Raw genomic sequence first — 18594 nt, forward strand, 5'->3', positions numbered from 1 at the left:
GTTGCCCCGTCCCTGTGCCCGTACTGCCGGTGGTCGACTGCGCCATGCTCGACTGCGCCCTGCTGGACCCGCTACTCGACGAGCGCGTCCGGCTTGCCCTTGCTGCGCGGGCGCTCCTCGACCATCTTGCCCCAGACGATCATTCGATACGTACTGGTGAATTCCGGTGTGCACGTCGTCAGGGTGATGTAACGACCCGCCTTGGTGAATCCGGAGCCCACCGGAACCGGGTTGATCACCGCGGTGTTCGACGGGGAGGTCTGGTTCAGCCGGCTCGACATCTTGTACACGTAGTACTTGTCCTGCGTCTCGACCACGATCGGATCGCCCGGCTCCAGCCGGTTGATGTAGCGGAACGGCTCGCCGTGGGTGTTGCGGTGGCCCGCGAGCGCGAAGTTGCCGGTCTTGGCGTCCGGCATCGCGGTCGGGATGCTGTCCTTGCCGTAGTGCCCGACCATGCCCTTGTCGAGGACCTTCGTCTTGCTGATGCCCTCGGCGATCGGCACGACGACGTCCAGCTTGGGTATGTAGAGGATCGCGAAGCCCTGACCGGGCTCGAACGAACCCGGCTTGCGCTTGCCGTTCGCCCAGTCGTCCTCGAGGTGGTCGCGGGCGCTGCCCGCCAGATTGTGGGCCCGGATGTTCGACCACCAGAGCTGGTAGGTGACGAACAGCAGCATCAGCACCCCGAAGGTGATGAAGACTTCGCCGATCGCGCGGCTGGCTATGACCCCGGCGCCCGGCTTGGCCGCCTTCGCCGCCCGGCGGGCCTCGACGCGGCTCAGCGGCCGGTCGTCGGCCGCCGTCCCGTCCTCGGCGGGAGGCGCTCCCGCGCGCCGCCGGCCGCCGCCGCGCTTGGCGGCCTTCCTGCGCTCGGCCCGGCCGCCGGTGACGACGGGCCGCTCCGGCGCGGCGGCCCGCCGGGTGTCGGCGGTGCGCAGCGCGACCGTCTCGTCGTCCTGTACGGGGAGGAAGGCGGGCTCGGGGGCGGAGGCCGGAGATGCGGCGGGGGCGGGAGCCGGTGCCTGGGCCGGGATCGGCGCCGGAGCGGGGTCGGGCGCCGGTGCGGGGGCGGGCGTCTGCGGGACAGCGGGCGTGGCGGGCCGCTGGGCGCCTCCGTACCAGTCCGTCGCGTACCCGTCGGGGTCGTACCACTCGGGCTCCGGCTCGGGCCGCTGAGGCTCGGCCTGCGGCTCCTCCTGCGCCGCCCTGAACCACGGCGAGGGGTGCTGCCCCGGCAACGGGTCGCTGAGGGGGTCGTCGAGGCGCCGCACGGCGTCCGCCAGCTCCGCCGCCTCCCCTCCCCCCTCGCGCTCGGGGCGCACCGCGGTCACGCCGAGGCCCTGCCCACGACCGGGGCCAGCCCGGCCGACCGTGCGACCGCGCCGGCGTCCCCGCACTCCGCGAGCCAGTTCGCCAGCATCAGGTGCCCGTGCTCGGTGAGGACGGACTCCGGATGGAACTGGACTCCCTCGACGGGCAGTTCACGGTGGCGCAGCCCCATGATGATGCCGTCGTCGGTGCGGGCGGTGACCTCCAGCTCGGCCGGGACCGTGCCCGGTTCGGCGGCCAGCGAGTGGTAGCGGGTCGCGGTGAACGGGTCGGGCAGTCCGGCGAAGACGCCCTTGCCCTCGTGCCGCACCAGGGACGTCTTGCCGTGCAGCAGCTCGGGCGCCCGGTCCACCACACCCCCGTACGCCACCTGCATCGACTGCATGCCGAGGCAGACGCCGAAGACGGGCACCCCGGTCGCGGCGCAGTACCGCACCATCTCGATGCAGACACCGGCCTGTTCGGGAGCGCCGGGTCCCGGTGACAGCAGCACGCCGTCGAAGCCGTCCTGGGCGTGCGCGGTCGTCACCTCGTCGTTGCGCAGCACCTCGCACTCGGCACCCAGCTGGTACAGGTACTGGACGAGGTTGAAGACGAAGCTGTCGTAGTTGTCGACGACGAGGATGCGCGTCCTGCGGTTCTCGTCGCGGGTCGTTCCAGTGCTCACTGACCGTCCACCGTTACGTCGTTGAAGGGCAGCAGCGGCTCGGCCCACGGAAAGACGTACTGGAACAGCACATAGACGACTGCCAGAACCAGCACGACCGAAATCAGTGCCCTCACCCAAGCGTTCCCCGGCAGATGCCGCCAGATCCAGCCGTACATGCCGGTCGCTCCCTCCACACTGTCCGCTACGGCACCAGACTAACGGCGCAAGGCTTTCGGTTTCCCGGCCTCTACAGGCTGAGTGGAATCAAGGTGGCCCCACACGATCAGCCGATGGCTGTGGCCCCACTCGGGCTCGCAGGTCGTGAGCGTCAGATAGCGGCCCGGTTCCTTGTATCCGGACTTGACCGGCACCGGGTCGATGACGGCGACATCGCTGGGCAGCGTCTTGTAGGGCTCGGTGTCGATGACGTACGTGAACCAGGTCGTCCCGTCCGTGAGCACCACGTCGTCGCCGGGCCGCAGCTTCGGGAAGTCCTTGAACGGGTCACCGTAGGTGCGCCGGTGGCCGGCCACCGCGAAGTTCCCCTTCTGCCCGAGCTGCGCGGTCCCGGAGTAGTGGCCGAGCCCCTTCTTCAGGGTGCCGACGTCGGTGTCCTCCAGGACCGGCTTGTTCCACGTGAAACCGAGCCGCGGGATGTACATCACGGCGAACGGCCTGCCGTCCTTGTACGCGGCCGGCTTCGGCGGCGAGGTCTGGGCCGGCCCGTCGGACGGCGCGGCGCTCGCGACCGGTCTCTTCGCCCACTGCCTCTGGAGGTCGTCGATCTGGTGGTCCATCGCGCTGTCGGCCTTCACACCGGTCCAGAACAGCACGTACACGACGAACAGCACGATCACGGCGCCCACCGTGATGCACAACTCGCTGAACGTCCGGACGACGACTCGCACCGACACTGGTCCCCCAGGGGCAGCTACTCCACGGCTATTCCACGGCTAGTCCACGGGCTTCGCGTAGTGGAGATCCACTGTGCCCGAGTAGCCGGGAAGAGTCACCGCCCCGTCGTCCTCGACTTTCCAGCCGAGCCCGTAGGCGTTGACGTAGAGCATGTACGTCTGGATCTCGGGCGAGGCGGCGACGGCGGCCTTCAGCTTCTCCGGGTCGCCGACCGCCGTGATCTTGTACGGGGGCGAGTAGACGCGGCCCTGGAGGATCAGGGTGTTGCCCACGCAGCGCACGGCCGAGGTGCCGATCAGGCGCTGGTCCATGACCTTGATGCCCTTGGCTCCGCCGTGCCACAGCGCGTTCACCACGGCCTGGAGGTCCTGCTGGTGGATGACGAGGTCGTCGGGCTGCGGGTCGGGGTAGCCGGGGAGCCGGACGGTGGCGTCGGGCGGGGCGTCGTCGAGGGTGACGGAGATCGCCTCGCCGGTCAGCTTCTTGGTGCCGGACGCCGTCTGGAGGCGGTCCAGCTTCTCGTCCTCCGCCTTGGTCGAGCCGTCGTCGCGCCGCGCGAGCCGCTCGACGTCCCCGCGGGTTCCGCTGTTGGCCGCTTCCAGTTCCTGGTTCTTGTGGCTGCGCTCCTGAATGAGGTCGGAGAGCTTCAGCAGAGAGGCATCCGTGCGGATATTGGTGCCCTTGGCCGTATTGAAACTGGTGAAGAAGATCAGCCCGGCAAGGGCGAAAACTCCCACGGTGAGCACCCGCACCGGTCGGAAACGGCCGTGGGCGCCGCCCTGGTCAGGGCGGTTTCGGGGGTCGGCAGAATTGCTCAACGTACCCTTATCTCCTTCAACGCCGTGGAAGCACTACGCTAACGGACGGCCGGGGGAGCGCTCATAGTCCTTTGAAGTTCCGCTTGTACGCTGCCCGGAGCCAGCCCACGTTCCCTGCGCGGCCACGCAGCGCATCGACAGGAGAGACCCTCGTGCCGAAGTCACGTATCCGCAAGAAGGCCGACTACACGCCGCCGCCGGCGTCGAAGCAGGCAGCCAACATCAAGCTGACCAACCGCGGTTGGGTGGCTCCCGTGATGCTCGCCCTGTTCCTGATCGGGCTGGCCTGGATCGTCGTCTTCTACGTGTCGGACACCCAGCTGCCCATCGAGGCCTTCGGCAACTGGAACATCGTGGTGGGCTTCGGCTTCATCGCCGCCGGGTTCGGCGTCTCCACCCAGTGGAAATAGCGCACACTCCGGCCTGATCGCCAGCTCTGCCCCAAGCTATCCACTGAGTTATCCACAAGGCTTGTCCACAGTGGGGATAACTCTACGATCTGTGGATAACCCTCAGGCTGTTGACGCTGGTGTGACTAATCAGGCACTCATCGAGCACACGTTCGCCCCTTGCCTCTCCTGGGATAAGCCCAGGTCAGAGGCGAGGGGCGAGGTCGTGTGGGGCGCGTTGTGCACCTTCCCCGGTCCACTGTGGACAACTGGGGCCAACAACGGTGGATAACTGTGCTCAGGTGAGCTGAGCCGTTCTGACGACGACAGTGACGACGACGGCCAGCAGGACCACGGCGCAGGTCCCGAACTGGATGAGGGAACGGCGCTCGCGCGGGGCGTGCACCATCGCGTAACCGACGACCAGGCCGGCCACGAGGCCGCCGATGTGGGCCTGCCAGGAGATGCCGGCCCAGGTGAACGTGAAGATCAGATTGACCACGAGCAGCCCGATGACCGGCCGCATGTCGTAGTTGAGGCGGCGCATCAGGATCGCCGTGGCGCCGAACAGGCCGTAGATGGCGCCGGACGCTCCCAGAGTGGACCCGTGCGGGTCACCGAACATGTACGCCACGGCGCTGCCCGCGAGCCCTGAAGCGAAGTAGAGCGCCAGATAGCGGGCCCGGCCCAGTGCGGTCTCCAGAGGCCCGCCGAGCCACCACAGGCTGAGCATGTTGAACGCGATGTGCCAGACCTGGTAGTGCGCGAACATCGACGTCACCAGGCGATACCACTCCCCGACCGCCACGCCCTCCCTGGGCGCGAGGGGAGCCGGGGGCCAGGATCCGACCAGCACCAGGTGGTCGAGGAGCGTGCTGCTCACGTGGACCGCGATGAACACCGCGACGTTGATCCCGATCAGCACCTTGGTGACCAGCCGCGGGTCGCTCGCGATCGTGCCGCCCGCGAGGGTGCGCGGCTGGTTGGCCGTGGGGGCGTGTCCCGTCCCCGAGCCGTCGCGCACGCACTCCGGACACTGGAACCCGACCGAGGCGCTGACCATGCACTCCGGGCAGATGGGCCGCTCGCAGCGGGTGCAGCGGATGCCGGTCGGCCGGTCCGGATGCCGGTAGCAGCCGGGCAGGCCCTGCGCGTCCTGCGGTTCCTGCGGGCTGCCGGGCGCCTGTTCCATGTCGGTCGTCCCCTAGGTGAGAGCGGTGGTGGGGCGCCGCGCGGCAACGCGCCGCCCCGCCCATCCTTACGGACGAGCGGGGCGCATTGGTTCCCTGCGGCCCTATCGGGTCTCGACGGCCACCGACTCGATGACCACGTCGTTGACCGGACGGTCGGTGCGCGGGTTGGTGGTCGCGTTGGCGATGGCATCCACGACCTTCTGGCTGGCCTCGTCGACGACCTCGCCGAAGATGGTGTGCTTGCGGGTCAGCCAGGCGGTCGGCGAGACGGTGATGAAGAACTGCGAGCCGTTGGTCCCCGGCCCCGCGTTGGCCATCGCCAGCAGGTACGGCTTGGTGAAGGCCAGGTCGGGGTGGAACTCGTCGTCGAACTGGTAGCCCGGGCCGCCCGTGCCGTTCCCCAGCGGGTCGCCGCCCTGGATCATGAAGCCGCTGATCACACGGTGGAAGACCGTGCCGTCGTAGAGCGGGGCCGTGGACTTCTCACCGGTCTCCGGGTTGGTCCACTCCCGTTCACCCCGGGCGAGCTCCACGAAGTTCTTGACCGTCTTGGGCGCGTGGTTCGGCAGAAGCCTGACCTCGATGTCGCCCTGATTCGTCCTGAGGGTGGCATACAGCTGCTCGGCCACGATCCGCCTTCCGTCGTCTCCTGTGCTCGCCCGATCCTCGCACGGCACGGGTACGGGGGTTTCAGCCACCGAAAACCGGTCTACTCGATACAGAGCAGGAGCGCCCTGCCACGATCCGTGGCATTGTCGTCGACAAGCCCTATTTACCGCTCTTACCCGTCCTTACCGTTCTTAGCGTTCTTTCCGCTTCGTACCGATCCCTACTGGTCGGTACCGATCCTTATCAAGCCTTACCGCCGTAGGGCACTTCCAGCAGGCATGATCAGCAAAAGGGTGGAAAGGTGAAATACCTGTACGCCACCGAGGAGGAGGATCACGTGACCCGCATCGACAGCGTGCGCGCCGCGACCGGCTCGGCGAAGGACAGCGTGCTGCACGCCGCGGAAGTGGTGGCGCCCTACGCGGAAACGGCCAAGGACAAGGCCGCGCAGTACGCTCACGACGCCCGTGTCGCGCTCGCTCCCAAGGTCTCGCAGGCCGCGCAGCAGGCTCGCGTCCAGTACGACGCACACCTTGCGCCGCGCCTTGAGCAGGCCCGCACTCATGTGCCGCCGAAGGTCGATCACGCCGCGCACGAAGCAGCGGCCCGCACCCGCACGGCTGCCCGGCAGGCGGCCGACTATTCCAAGCCGCGCCTGGAGCACGCCGTGGCCGCGGCCGGTCCGGTCCGCGACGAGGCGGCGGCCCGCAGCACCGCGGCGCTGGCCGCCCTGCGCGGGCAGGTGTCTCCCGAGCAGATCAGGAAGCTGGCCCGCAAGAAGGAGCGCCGGGCGCGTGCCGGACGTCTCGCCAAGGGCCTGGCCGTGCTGGGCATCCTGGCCGGCGGGGCGTTCGCCGCGTGGAAGTGGTGGGACAAGCAGGCCAACCCGGACTGGCTCGTCGAGCCGCCGGCCGCCACCGAGGTGCCCGACTCCGCTCCGCTGGCCTCGGTCGACGGCAGCGGTCAGGACATCCTCGACCCCGAGGTCCAGGCCAAGCAGGCCGAGGCCGAGACGGGCCCGGAGGACAAGCACTGACGACGACTCACCGCCGCGTCCGACGAAAGAACCCCCTTGACCATGTCTCCACAGGTCAAGGGGGTTCTTCTCGGTGGAGCCTAGGGGAGTCGAACCCCTGACATCTGCCATGCAAAGACAGCGCTCTACCAACTGAGCTAAGGCCCCGAAAACGACGCGTCGCACCGGCTGAATCACGCTCCGGACGAGCACCGCAGACCAGAGTACCGGGTCACCCCCGGGATCCCGCAAAAGGATTGGGGGTCCCGGCGGACGACCACTCTCCGTAAGATGCCCCACGTGCTTCGCGGCAGCGAAGCACCGTACTTGGGGAAGCGATGGGGAGACGCAATGGACGCCGCACAGCAGGAAGCTACCGCAAGAGCCCGGGAGCTCCAGCGCAGCTGGTACGGGGAGCCGCTGGGGGCGCTCTTCCGTCGGCTGATCGAGGACCTCGGCCTCAACCAGGCCCGTCTGGCGGGAGTGCTCGGACTGTCCGCACCCATGCTGTCCCAGCTGATGAGCGGTCAGCGAGCCAAGATCGGCAACCCCGCGGTGGTGCAGCGCGTACAGCAGCTGCAGGAGCTGTCCGGGCAGGTCGCCGACGGCAGCGTCAGCGCGGCCGAGGCCACCGAGCGCATGGACGAGATCAAGAAGTCGCAGGGCGGCTCGGTCCTCACCAACACCGGCCAGTCGTCGTCCGGTTCGGGCGCTCCGACAGTCAAGCGCGTGGTGCGTGAGATCCAGTCGCTGCTGCGCTCCGTCTCCGCCGCCGGCGACATCATCGACGCCGCCGACTCCCTCGCGGGGACCCACCCGGAACTGGCAGAGTTCCTCCGGGTGTACGGCGCGGGACGCACCTCGGACGCGGTCGCCCACTACCAGGCGCACCAGAGCTGACCCGGCGAGGTCACCGCACGGCAGCCGGTGCCGTGACCGCCGACATCGACGGTGGTCGCGGGCGGCGCCGGGCGACCTCGCGCGACGTCCGATGGAGCCCTGCGCAGCGTGGGCCCGGGAGGGGAGCGACGCACGACCATGGGTGAGGTCTTCGCCGGCCGGTACGAACTGGCCGACCCCATCGGCCGCGGGGGAGTGGGCGCCGTGTGGCGTGCCTGGGACCACCGGCGCCACCGCTATGTGGCGGCCAAGGTCCTGCAGCAGAGCGACGCCCACACGCTGCTGCGCTTCGTGCGCGAGCAGGCCCTGCGCATCGATCATCCGCACGTGCTGGCCCCGGCGAGCTGGGCCGCGGACGACGACAAGGTCCTGTTCACCATGGATCTGGTCTCGGGCGGCTCGCTGGCCCACCTGATCGGCGACTACGGTCCGCTCCCCCCTCAGTTCGTCTGTCTCCTCCTCGACCAGCTGCTGGCCGGGCTCGCCGCGGTGCACGAGGAGGGTGTCGTGCACCGCGACATCAAACCGGCCAACATCCTGCTGGAGGCCACCGGCACCGGCCTGCCGCATCTGCGCCTGTCGGACTTCGGCATCGCGATGCGCAAGGGCGAGCCACGGCTGACGGAGGCCAACTACGTGGTGGGAACGCCCGGTTACATCGCCCCCGAACAGGCGCTGGGGGCCGAGCCGGACTTTCCCGCCGACCTGTTCGCCGCCGGTCTGGTCGCGCTCTATCTCCTCGAAGGCGCCAAGCCGGACAGCAAGGCCCTGATCGAACACTTCGCGGAGCACGGCACCCCTGGACCTCCGCAGGGCGTGCCAGGGCCGCTGTGGGGTGTCCTCGCCGGGCTGCTGCAGCCGGATCCCGAGGCGCGCTTCCGCACCGCGACCGGGGCCCGCAAGGCGCTGCTCGCCGCCGCCGAGCTCCTCCCGGAGCCGGGCCCCGACGACGAGCTGATCGAGGTCTTCGACCAACTCGGTCCGCTCCCCCCGGGGTTCAGCCCCGAAGGGCCGGCCACCCGCGGCCGCAGGGCCCGCCCGCTGCACGCTCCAGCGGCCCCCTCGCCCGCCCCCGCTCCCTCGCACACGCAGTCGACGGTGGTGCCCGAACGGCCCCTGTCCCCGCCCCAGCCTCCTTCTCAGCCCGCGCCCTCGTCCGTGCCCCCGCGGCCCGCGCCCGAGATGCCGCTCACGCCACCGCCGCCGCCACCGGTGCCGCCGGTGACTCCCGGGCCGATGCCCGCGGCCCTCTCGCCCACGCCCATACCCCACACGCCCACTTTCTCGCCGGGGCCCGAGCGTCCCCAGCTCCCCCAGCACCCCGAGCACCCCGAGCACCCTCAGAACTCCCAGGACTCCCAGAGCCCCCGGAATCCCGAACCACCGACGCCGGAACCACCGGCCCCGAAGGCTCCTCTCCCCTCCATGTCGGAGACGGGCAGCTTCCATCTCCCGCCGCCGGCCGCCCCCGAAGAACAACTCCCACCGCCGGCCGCCCCCGAAGAACAACTCCCACCGCCGACCGCCCCCGAGGAACAGTCCCCGCCCCCGCTCGCGGTGCCTCCGATGCCGCCGGTCCAGCCCGTCACGCCGCCGCCCGCGCCGGCCCCCGAGCCACAGCGCCCGGCACCCGCTCCTCGGGCGAAGTCCCCCGTTCCCGTCGTCACGTCCCCCCACAGCCTCTCCCTCTCCCCTCGTCCCGCACACACGGTGACGACCGTGACCCCACCCGATCAGGATCGTCACTCTCTGTACGCATCGGAGGGCAGGGAAGTTCCCCGGCGCCGTCCCGGACCACCCCCACGGGTGACGATCCCGATCGTGCTCATCGCGCTGATCTGCATCGCCGTGGGGATCTGGGCGCTGACACAGGCCTGAGGCCCGGCGCCCCTCAGCTCCGGACCCGCACCCGCCGCACCGCGACCGCCCGCCACACCGCGAGCCACAGCAGCAGCGCCGTGCCCGTCCCGATGCCGGCAACGCCGATCACCGTCATCGCCGTGCTCCTCGGCGACGTAGAAGAGGAGGAAGCGGACCCCGCCCCGGCGGAGGTCCCGGAGTCGGCGGAACCCGGGCCGGAAGAACCGCCCGATTCTCCGCGACCGCGCCCCTCGTCGGCGGACCCGCCCGCGGCACCGCCCTGCGCGACCTCCAGGTCCTCCCACACGGCCCCGCCCGCGCCGTTCTCCGCGGCTTTGCGGTCCGCGTCGGTCACCTGGAAGTCCCCCGCGTCCCGTACGTAGTCGGGCGGCTGGACCGCGTCTCCGCCGACGGTCACCCGCAGCGTCACCACCGGCGCCTTGTCCTTGAGCTTGCGGGCCACCGCCGGATTCACGGAGACCTTCAGGTAGTACCAGCCCGCGAAGCGCATCGCCGCCTGCTCGTCGCTCGCCAGGTACCGGTTCTCGTAGGCCACGGGCGACAGCGGGTCGAACGTCACCGAGACCGGATCGCCCGCGTACGTGGCGTCCTTCGCCGTGACCGGGGCCCGGGCCGGGTTGTACAGCTGCACGTCGAACGCGTCGCTCACGCTGCCCGCGTGGGCCGAGCCCTCCGCCGAGGAGTTCAGCCCGGCCTCGACGGACAACCGCTGCCCCCAGTCCACGGGCACGCGGAAGAAATGACTCTGCCCAGGGCCGACCCGGTCCTTCCAGGCTCCTTCCGACAGGGCCCGCGCATCGTTGAAGCCGGTGCCGCCGCTGCGCTGCGTGCCGGATCCCGACGGGGGCCGCACCGACGCCGACGACCCGTTCCGCGGGGTTCCGGTGGTCGCCGGGGTGACCAGGCCGGGCTCGGTGGCCACCTTCAGTTCGAGACCCCAGGTCCCGTCCGTCGAGCCGGCCTCCGACACCCGCTCCACGGCCACGTCGTAGGTCTCGGCCGACTGGCACCGCACGCCGCCCGTCTTCACGAGTCGTTCGACGACGGCCGCGACGGGTCGTGGATACGCGCCGGCGCGGAAGGTCGCGCGCTGGGAGTCGCACTCGTTCCCGGCGCGATCCTGAAGCGTCACGGTGACACCGTCCGAGGCCGCCGCCTTCGTCCCCGAGCCGAGCGGGGGAACCGCGACCACGGAGACGTAGGCGTTGGCCGCGCCGTCCAGAGCCACGCGGTAGTGGGCGGTGGCGTCCGCCCCCGCTCCGAGGGAACTCCGGTACGTCTGACCGGTCGTGAGCCGGGGTGCGTCGCTACTGCTCTGCGCTCCTCGTACGTTCTGCGCGCCCTCGGCGAAGACGTACGGGTCGCCGGCCCCGGTACCGATCGCTCCGGCGGACGCCGGGATCCCGCACAGCCCCACCCCGACGGCGACCGCCGCCCAGGCCCGGCCGCGTCGCCCCTCCATCAGCCGCCTCATGAGTCCCCTCATGGAGCGCCATCCTGCCTTCCCGGGGCGCACACTGTCCGCCGCGCGCCGTAAATCCCGCCACTCACTTCGCCGGCGCGAGCCGCGTCATCACATACGCGAACGCGTCGCCGGCGGCCGAGCACAGGTCGCGGAACCCCGCACCCGGACAGCACGGAGCCCCGGCCGCTACTGCGACCGGGGCTCCGTGACGAGTCTGTTGTCGATACTCACGAACCCGTGGGCACGGAGTCGGTCGCCTCCGTCCACAGATCCTGCTCGGCGCGATCCGCCTGGATCTGGCGGTACACGAGGAGCCCGCCGATGGCGGCCAGTGCGACCAGGAGAAGCTTCTTCACCGCGCGACCTCGTCTTTCCTTGACGTAGGGGACCTCTGGCGCCCGACTATACACACCGACCGATACCGATCGGTGACCTGGATCCGCCTCAACTCCCGCCCGCGCCACAGCAGTCGAATCGGAGCATCCGGCTCCCCGGTCTGATGGCTGTCTCATTCCCGGACTGTGAGATTCGCTGCTTTTCAGTAGTCATGGCAGCTCTTGCCCCTGCTTGAGGCCATCCGAGTGGTGTTCATCTGAAGATCGACGCGCCATGAGGGTCGGTCCCACCATCGAGGGCCTGCGTACACATCATGAGGAAAGTACGCAAATCGCCCAACCTGAAAGCGAGGGGCCATGACCAAGAACAAGGTCATGACGCTGTGGACCATCGTCATCTCTGCCTTCATCGCGCTCTTCTCGGCGCTCGGTCTCGTCACCCCGGCCACCGCGGCCGCTCCCGTCCAGCAGACAGAGGAGGCGCACCAGGCCATCGAGGCCGACGCCCCCGCCGCCACGGCGTCGCATCCCTTCTGGGCCTTCAAGAGGTCCCTGCCACCGACGATGAAGCAGCGCATCCGCGCCGAGGCCCACGGTTCCTCCCCCAGCTGCCGCCACCGCCCGCCGGCCGACTCCGAACAGTCCGACAGCGACACGGAATTGGCGAACGAAGCACTCGCGGGGCAGCTGTAGCCCGTACAGCACGACCCGCGACACCAGTGAGCAGCGTGAGAGCAGGCGCACAGGCACGGCACACGCTGCGGCAGGAACAGCACGCTCGAGAAACAACGCACCACAGGCAGCACCGAGCATTTGCAGCACGCGGTAAGCACACAGCAAGCAGTACGCAATACGCGACACAGGTAGTACCGGCAGCAGGCAGTACGCGCCACAGCAGGTAGTACCGGCGTCAGGCAACACGTGCCACAGGTAGTACCAGCGGCACGCAGTACGCACCGCAGGCAGTGCCAGGACCACGTAGTACGCAGGCCAGGCACGCCAGCAACAAAAGACACAGCAGGCGTAACAGCCACAACAGGCAGTACGCATACGGGACGACGACGCGGCACCGCGCACAGCGGCATGCCCACGCCGCCCCTGGCCCACCCCTGGGTGGTCCCGCACAACCAAAGAAGCCAAGCCCCACCAGGCCCCAGCCAGCACGTCCGGCTGAGCGGGCCCTTTCGGCGTGCTCCCGCGGGAATGAGTCACAGCAGGGTCACAACGGCCACACAGGAACCCGCCATCACGGATGATGCAGCGTCACCACAGCTCATCCCAGGGGGAACCATGCGCACCCGTATCACCGCCGCTGTCATCGCCGCCTTACTCGCCACCGGCGCCGTCGCCTGCTCGTCCAGCGACACCGAGGCCGACCCCGCCGCCTGCAAGGCCGCGATGAAGAAGCAGTTCGACGAGGCCATGAAGAAGGGCGGCGACGCGGCCGCAGCCGACGGGCGACCCGATGCCTGCGTCGGCATCGACGACAAGACCGCCCAGCGTTACGCCAAGGAGCTCATGGGCGACGCCATGGATGACGCCATGAAGTCCGCCGTACCCGACCTCGACCCGGACGACGTCACCGCGTCCCCGCCGAACGCCGACGACATCAAGGAGAGCCTCGACGCCATCAAGGGCGACCTGGACGACGCGCTCGACGAAGCGGGCATCACGCCGACCCCTTGACCGACGGAGGCGGCGCCCGTGGCCGGCAACCCACGCGACGGGCGCCCCTACCGCCGACTCTCCGCCGTCGAAGCAACACCAAAACGCAGAGAAGGCGCCTCCCGCCAGGGGAGACGCCTTCTCTGATGAATCTCTTGAAAGTGGGGCTAACAGGATTTGAACCTGTGGCCTCATCCTTATCAGGTCGATCGAGGGGGCCTCTCGATCTTGATGAGCGTCCACTGAGTCCTGGTCCTGCTGCCGCTGAGATTCGACGTTGATCGGCGACGTACGCCCGTATTGATGTCAGCCGCTGGTGTCAGTCGACTCAGGCGCCCTTGACAGTTCGGTCCGCTCGGCTGTCACGAGGTAGCCGGTGAAGTCGACGTGTGGGCGATTCGCTGCCCAGCCGTCCGCTTCTCGGACCTGAACCAATTCGGTTGTGCCCGGTACCGGATGCCGCACGTTCGACGTGCTGCCTGGGGGGACTTCGTACCTACAGTGCACCTCTGAGATGGTCAGCACCCGCAAACGGGTTGGCGCATGCTCGCCTTCCCGGCCGTGATGCTCCTCGCAAAAGTCGATCTCCGCAGCACGTTCGCTACCAACGAGGTCGGCGTAATCCTCGGGATCGACCTCCAGTAGGTGCCACGAGACGACATCTCCCGGCGTGAAGTTCTCCCCGCAGCACTGGATCTGCCAGTCATCGACCCAAATCGTCAACGTCATGCCGTCATTGTCCGTAGGGTGTCCCGCGCTCACCAGGGGTTTTGCTCGCACCCTCCGCGCAGACCTCAACCCACCACTCTCCCCAGCTCCCATCCCGTTCACCATCGACCCAGGCAGAGCCGAGCAGACGCGGCCCATGGCGTCCAGGTCGTCCGTACAGTGGCGCGCTCCACCTGGAAGCAGGTCCAGCACGAGAAGGGCAAGGGCTCGGTGCTCAAAGACCTCAAGACCGAGTCCTCACAGGCGGTGCTCCCCTTGCCCGAAATCTGCGCTCGCGCTCTGGAGGAACGCCGGGAGCTCCAGGAGCTGGAACGGAAGATCGCGGGCGAGCACTGGGAGCAGGCAGAAGGCCAAGACCTGATCTTCTCGGCTGACCACGGCGGGATGATCGACCCCGTGGGCTTCTCACGGAGCTTCGGCCGCTTGGTGAGCCGCGCCGGCGTCCGGCGCATCACGGTCCGGCTGGCCCGGCACACCTGCGGGACCCTGCTCGCCTTCCTCAAGGTCCATCCCAAGGTGGCGCAAGCGATCCTGCGGCACAGCCAGATCAGCATGACCATGGACGTCTACACGCACGTGGTCGGCTCCGACGAACGGGAAGCCGTCGCGATGCTCGCCGAACTTCTGGAAGATCCGTTGCTCGGCTAACTCACGCTGGGGCTCTGAGGCAGGCGCATGATGACGTCATGACCCAGAACTCATCGAACCCCATCGTGGAAGCGGGCTGGCAGAAGGTACGTGACGATGGGCGCGTTCATACCGAGCTACTGGATGCCGCTTACGCCGAGCCACGCCTGCGGCAGCTCTTCCCCTGGACGGGAATGGGGGAGCTTCATTTCAGCCGTTGCACCGAGAAGCGGTGGACCTGGGACATCCCCTACATCGCGCCCGGTACCGAAGGCACCTACTGGGCCCTCGGGCCGCTGCGATCCGAGTGGGTAGGACAAGTAGCCACAGTGCAGGAAGCCATCGCCCTGGTGGTCGACCGTCTGCCGCCGAACTGCGGTCCTGCCTTCGTGGGCACCCCTGAAGAGCTCGCCACGCACGAAGCAACGAAGCTGGAGCAGAAGCTGGAGCAACAGAAAGACAAAGGTCAGGCAGAGAGCGGCTGATGTCAGCCGTAGATGTCAAAGACCCCCAGCCGATTCCGGCTGGGGGTCTTCTCGCATGTGGGGCTAACAGGATTTGAACCTGTGGCCTCATCCTTATCAGGGATGCGCTCTAACCAACTGAGCTATAGCCCCGCCGCGCTCTGCGGTGTGTGTCCCGCGCGCTGACTCCTGAAGATTAGCGCACTGGAGGGCCAGTCCCAAAATCGATAGTCCTGGCCCGCCCACCAGCGGGTCTTCAGACCGCCGCGAGCGTCACTCGTCCTCGGCGAGCGTGAGCTCGATGCCGCCGACGAAGCCCGCGGAGAGGTTGTAGATGAACGCGCCGAGCGTCGCCAGCGCCGTCGCCAGGACGACGTCGATGACCGCGATGACCGTCGTGAACATCAGCACGCGCGGGAGCGACAGGAACGACTGGAGGTCGAAGCCGTTGCCCTCGTTCGAACCCGTGGCCTCGGAGATCGTGCCGCCGACCGTGGAGAAGACACCCATGGCGTCCATGACCATCCACAGCACGGCGGCCGCGATGATCGTGCAGATGCCGAGTGCGATGGACAGCAGGAAGCTGACCTTCATCACCGACCACGGATCGGCCTTGGCCACGCGCAGGCGAGCCTTGCGGGTGCGCGGAGTGGTGCGCGCCCCGGTGCGCGGCCTGCGCACCGCTCCGCCCGCCGGGGCGTTCTGGTACGCCTGCGGCGGGTGATACGGGCCGGCCGGCTGCTGCGGCTGCTGCCGCTCGCCGGGCAGGGCCCCGCCGCCACCGGCGGCGTACTGCTGGGTCTGCGGACCTCGGGTGTCCGTCACAGTTCCCCCCTGGGATCCATGAGACTCGTGCGCGTTCGCCGAGCCGCTCGAGTCCTTGACGTCGCGAGCGGAGCCACGGCCGCTCTCCGATTCCGTACCGGCGGATGTTCCGGTAGAGCCTGCGCCCGTGGCTCCGCTCACGATGACTCTCTCCTCGCGCTACTCGGCCGAGGACTGCTCGCCCTCGTCCGTTCCGACAGCCGTCTCGCCCTGGGCCGATTCGTCGGTCTCGGCGCCGTCCACCAGCTCGGCGGCCCCGTCGACTTCCTCGGCCTCACGGCCGGCCTCGGCATTACGTGCGATGCCGACGACGGCATCGCGCTTGCCCAGGTTGATCAGTTGGACGCCCATGGTGTCACGGCCCGTCTCCCTGACCTCGTTGACTCGCGTACGAATCACACCGCCGGACAGTGTGATGGCGAGGATCTCGTCGGTCTCCTCGACCACCAGCGCGCCGACCAGCGAGCCGCGGTCCTCCACGATCTTGGCGGCCTTGATGCCGAGGCCACCGCGACCCTGGACGCGGTACTCGTCGACGTTGGTCCGCTTCGCGTACCCACCGTCGGTGGCGGTGAAGACGAACGTACCCGGCCTGACGACATTCATCGAGAGCAGTTCGTCGCCCTCGCGGAAACTCATGCCCTTCACACCGGAGGTGGCACGGCCCATCGGGCGCAGTGCGTCGTCCGTGGCGGTGAACCGGATGGACTGCGCCTTCTTGCTGATGAGCAGCAGGTCGTCCTCGGAGGAGACCAGCTCGGCGCCGATCAGCTCGTCGTCCGAACCGTCCGCCGCCTCGCGGAGGTTGATCGCGATGACGCCGCCGGAACGAGGCGAGTCGTAATCCTTCAGAGACGTCTTCTTCACCAGGCCCGCCTTGGTGGCGAGCACCAGGTAGGGCGCGGCGTCGTAGTCGCGGATCGCGAGGATCTCGGCGATCGCCTCGTCCGGCTGGAAGGCCAGCAGGTTCGCCACGTGCTGCCCGCGCGCGTCGCGTCCGGCGTCCGGAAGCTCGTACGCCTTGGCGCGGTAGACGCGTCCCTTGTTGGTGAAGAACAGCAGCCAGTGGTGCGTCGTGGACACGAAGAAGTGGTCGACGATGTCGTCTTCCTTGAGCTTCGTGCCGCGCACGCCCTTGCCGCCGCGCTTCTGGGAGCGGTAGTCGTCCGTCTTGGTCCGCTTGACGTAACCGCCGCGCGAGATCGTGACGACGATGTCCTCTTCGGCGATGAGGTCCTCGATGGACATGTCGCCCTCGAAGGGGACCAGCTTGGAGCGCCGGTCGTCGCCGAACTTGTCGACGATCGCCTGCAGCTCCTCGCTGATGATCTGGCGCTGCCGCTCGGGCGAGGCCAGGATCGCGTTGTACTCGTTGATCTTCGCCTGGAGTTCGTCGTGCTCGGCGACGATCTTCTGGCGCTCCAGGGCGGCGAGCCGGCGCAGCTGCATCTCGAGGATGGCGTTGGCCTGGATCTCGTCGATCTGGAGGAGGCCCATGAGGCCCTCTCGCGCGATCTCCACGGTGTCGCTGCGCCGGATGAGGGCGATGACCTCGTCGATGGCGTCCAGGGCCTTCAGGAGGCCGCGCAGGATGTGCGCGCGCTCCTCGGCCTTGCGCAGCCGGAACTTCGTCCGGCGGACGATGACCTCGATCTGGTGCGTCACCCAGTGGCGGATGAACGCGTCCAGGGAGAGGGTTCGCGGCACGCCGTCGACGAGCGCCAGCATGTTCGCGCCGAAGTTCGTCTGAAGGTCGGTGTGCTTGTACAGGTTGTTGAGGACGACCTTGGCGACCGCGTCGCGCTTGAGGACGATGACGAGGCGCTGGCCGGTACGGGACGACGTCTCGTCGCGGACGTCGGCGATGCCGCCGATCTTGCCGTCCTTGACGAGGTCGGCGATCTTCTGGGCGAGGTTGTCCGGGTTGACCTGGTAGGGCAGCTCGGTGACCACCAGGCACTGGCGGTTCTGGATCTCCTCGACCTCGACGACCGCGCGCATCGTGATGGAGCCGCGGCCGGTGCGGTACGCCTCCTCGATGCCCTTGCGGCCCACTACAAGGGCGCCGGTCGGGAAGTCGGGGCCCTTGATGCGCTCGACGAGCGCGTCCAGGAGCTCCTCGTGGGAGGCCTCGGGGTTCTCCAGGTACCACTGGGCGCCGGCCGCGACCTCGCGCAGGTTGTGCGGCGGGATGTTGGTGGCCATGCCGACCGCGATACCGGCCGAGCCGTTGATCAGCAGGTTCGGGAAGCGGGACGGCAGGACGGTCGGCTCCTGGGAGCGGCCGTCGTAGTTGTCCGTGAAGTCGACGGTGTCCTCGTCGATGTCCCGGACCATCTCCATGGACAGCGGCGCCATCTTGCACTCGGTGTAGCGCATGGCGGCCGCCGGGTCGTTGCCCGGGGAGCCGAAGTTTCCGTTGGAGTCCACCAGCGGCATGCGCATCGACCACGGCTGGGCGAGGCGCACCAGGGCGTCGTAGATCGAGGAGTCGCCGTGCGGGTGGTAGTTGCCCATGACGTCGCCGACGACGCGGGCACACTTGTAGAAGCCCTTCTCGGGCCGGTAGCCGCCGTCGTACATGGCGTACAGGACACGGCGGTGGACGGGCTTGAGGCCGTCCCGTACGTCGGGCAGCGCGCGGGACACGATGACGGACATCGCGTAGTCGAGATAGGAGCGCTGCATCTCCGTCTCGAGCCCGACGGGCTCGATCCGCATCGCGACGGCGCTGCCGTCCTCGTTCTCGGCAGGCGGCGTGGGGGTGTTCTCGTCGGCCATTG

Annotated in this window: 20 protein-coding genes and 2 tRNA genes; 8 read left to right on the plus strand and 14 right to left on the minus strand. The window is 68.7% G+C overall.

Features of this window, described 5'->3' with window-relative positions; translation table 11 throughout:
- Nucleotides 1-71: 71 nt before the first annotated feature.
- Genes ABII15_RS19065 through ABII15_RS19085 form a run of 5 tightly spaced genes read right to left on the minus strand, consistent with a single transcriptional unit; the run spans nt 72 to nt 3714 of the window.
- Nucleotides 72-1325 (minus strand): class E sortase, encoded by a 1254-nt coding sequence (locus ABII15_RS19065; RefSeq protein ID WP_353947112.1) that lies wholly within the window; start codon nt 1323-1325, stop codon nt 72-74.
- A gap of 5 nt (nt 1326-1330) precedes the next feature.
- Nucleotides 1331-1999 carry an aminodeoxychorismate/anthranilate synthase component II gene (locus ABII15_RS19070; RefSeq protein WP_353943543.1) on the minus strand — a complete coding sequence of 223 codons (669 nt, stop codon included), beginning with the start codon at nt 1997-1999 and terminating at the stop codon, nt 1331-1333.
- Entirely contained in the window at nt 1996-2157 is a 162-nt protein-coding gene (locus ABII15_RS19075) for a hypothetical protein (protein ID WP_030685828.1), read from the minus strand. Before ABII15_RS19075 ends, ABII15_RS19070 begins: the two co-directional genes overlap by 4 nt.
- A gap of 39 nt (nt 2158-2196) precedes the next feature.
- On the minus strand, nt 2197-2889 hold the full coding sequence (locus ABII15_RS19080) for a class E sortase (RefSeq protein ID WP_353943544.1): 693 nt from the start codon (nt 2887-2889) through the stop codon (nt 2197-2199).
- 45 nt (nt 2890-2934) lie between these two features.
- A complete protein-coding gene (locus ABII15_RS19085) occupies nt 2935-3714 on the minus strand; it encodes a DUF881 domain-containing protein (RefSeq protein ID WP_353943545.1) in 780 nt (259 codons plus the stop codon).
- Between the two features lie 152 nt (nt 3715-3866).
- Between ABII15_RS19085 and crgA the strand changes: the two genes are divergently transcribed.
- Nucleotides 3867-4124, plus strand: a complete 258-nt coding sequence (crgA, locus tag ABII15_RS19090; protein WP_111663030.1) for a cell division protein CrgA — start codon at nt 3867-3869, stop codon at nt 4122-4124.
- A gap of 277 nt (nt 4125-4401) precedes the next feature.
- Here crgA and ABII15_RS19095 read toward each other — a convergent pair whose 3' ends face one another.
- Nucleotides 4402-5295 (minus strand): rhomboid family intramembrane serine protease, encoded by an 894-nt coding sequence (locus tag ABII15_RS19095; protein ID WP_353943546.1) that lies wholly within the window; start codon nt 5293-5295, stop codon nt 4402-4404.
- 102 nt (nt 5296-5397) lie between these two features.
- Complete coding sequence (locus tag ABII15_RS19100) at nt 5398-5925, minus strand: peptidylprolyl isomerase (RefSeq protein ID WP_353943547.1); 528 nt, start codon at nt 5923-5925, stop codon at nt 5398-5400.
- Nucleotides 5926-6242: 317 nt separating this feature from the next.
- Here ABII15_RS19100 and ABII15_RS19105 point away from each other — a divergent pair, with 317 nt between their 5' ends.
- Nucleotides 6243-6941 carry a DUF5324 family protein gene (locus tag ABII15_RS19105; protein ID WP_353947113.1) on the plus strand — a complete coding sequence of 233 codons (699 nt, stop codon included), beginning with the start codon at nt 6243-6245 and terminating at the stop codon, nt 6939-6941.
- Between the two features lie 74 nt (nt 6942-7015).
- Here ABII15_RS19105 and ABII15_RS19110 read toward each other — a convergent pair.
- A tRNA-Ala gene (locus tag ABII15_RS19110) sits at nt 7016-7088 on the minus strand.
- A gap of 183 nt (nt 7089-7271) precedes the next feature.
- Here ABII15_RS19110 and ABII15_RS19115 point away from each other — a divergent pair.
- A complete protein-coding gene (locus ABII15_RS19115; protein WP_353943548.1) occupies nt 7272-7820 on the plus strand; it encodes a DNA-binding protein in 549 nt (182 codons plus the stop codon).
- 138 nt (nt 7821-7958) lie between these two features.
- On the plus strand, nt 7959-9698 hold the full coding sequence (locus tag ABII15_RS19120) for a protein kinase (protein WP_353943549.1): 1740 nt from the start codon (nt 7959-7961) through the stop codon (nt 9696-9698).
- A gap of 13 nt (nt 9699-9711) precedes the next feature.
- On the opposite strand, the gene ABII15_RS19125 is transcribed toward ABII15_RS19120, so the two are convergent.
- Both ABII15_RS19125 and ABII15_RS19130 read right to left on the minus strand, forming a co-directional pair.
- Complete coding sequence (locus ABII15_RS19125; protein WP_353943550.1) at nt 9712-11187, minus strand: hypothetical protein; 1476 nt, start codon at nt 11185-11187, stop codon at nt 9712-9714.
- Nucleotides 11188-11393: 206 nt separating this feature from the next.
- Complete coding sequence (locus ABII15_RS19130) at nt 11394-11522, minus strand: DLW-39 family protein (RefSeq protein ID WP_003999697.1); 129 nt, start codon at nt 11520-11522, stop codon at nt 11394-11396.
- A gap of 336 nt (nt 11523-11858) precedes the next feature.
- Here ABII15_RS19130 and ABII15_RS19135 point away from each other — a divergent pair, with 336 nt between their 5' ends.
- Nucleotides 11859-12194: a DUF6344 domain-containing protein gene (locus ABII15_RS19135; RefSeq protein WP_353943551.1), complete on the plus strand. Its 336-nt coding sequence runs from the start codon at nt 11859-11861 to the stop codon at nt 12192-12194.
- Nucleotides 12195-12791: 597 nt separating this feature from the next.
- Entirely contained in the window at nt 12792-13187 is a 396-nt protein-coding gene (locus tag ABII15_RS19140) for a hypothetical protein (RefSeq protein WP_353943552.1), read from the plus strand.
- Between the two features lie 285 nt (nt 13188-13472).
- Here the strand turns inward: ABII15_RS19140 and ABII15_RS19145 are convergent, their stop codons facing one another.
- A complete protein-coding gene (locus ABII15_RS19145) occupies nt 13473-13895 on the minus strand; it encodes a DUF6578 domain-containing protein (protein WP_353943553.1) in 423 nt (140 codons plus the stop codon).
- Between the two features lie 159 nt (nt 13896-14054).
- Between ABII15_RS19145 and ABII15_RS19150 the strand changes: the two genes are divergently transcribed.
- Complete coding sequence (locus tag ABII15_RS19150; RefSeq protein ID WP_353943554.1) at nt 14055-14543, plus strand: tyrosine-type recombinase/integrase; 489 nt, start codon at nt 14055-14057, stop codon at nt 14541-14543.
- Nucleotides 14544-14581: 38 nt separating this feature from the next.
- A complete protein-coding gene (locus ABII15_RS19155) occupies nt 14582-15007 on the plus strand; it encodes a DUF6193 family natural product biosynthesis protein (protein WP_353943555.1) in 426 nt (141 codons plus the stop codon).
- Nucleotides 15008-15065: 58 nt separating this feature from the next.
- Here ABII15_RS19155 and ABII15_RS19160 read toward each other — a convergent pair.
- From ABII15_RS19160 to gyrA, 3 genes are all read right to left on the minus strand, one after another.
- A tRNA-Ile gene (locus ABII15_RS19160) sits at nt 15066-15139 on the minus strand.
- Between the two features lie 120 nt (nt 15140-15259).
- Nucleotides 15260-15952, minus strand: a complete 693-nt coding sequence (locus ABII15_RS19165) for a DUF3566 domain-containing protein (RefSeq protein WP_353943556.1) — start codon at nt 15950-15952, stop codon at nt 15260-15262.
- An 18-nt stretch (nt 15953-15970) separates the two neighbouring features.
- Nucleotides 15971-18592 (minus strand): DNA gyrase subunit A, encoded by a 2622-nt coding sequence (gyrA, locus tag ABII15_RS19170; protein WP_353943557.1) that lies wholly within the window; start codon nt 18590-18592, stop codon nt 15971-15973.
- Nucleotides 18593-18594 lie beyond the last annotated feature (2 nt).

Source organism: Streptomyces sp. HUAS MG91, assembly GCF_040529335.1.
Taxonomy (GTDB): domain Bacteria; phylum Actinomycetota; class Actinomycetes; order Streptomycetales; family Streptomycetaceae; genus Streptomyces; species Streptomyces tabacisoli.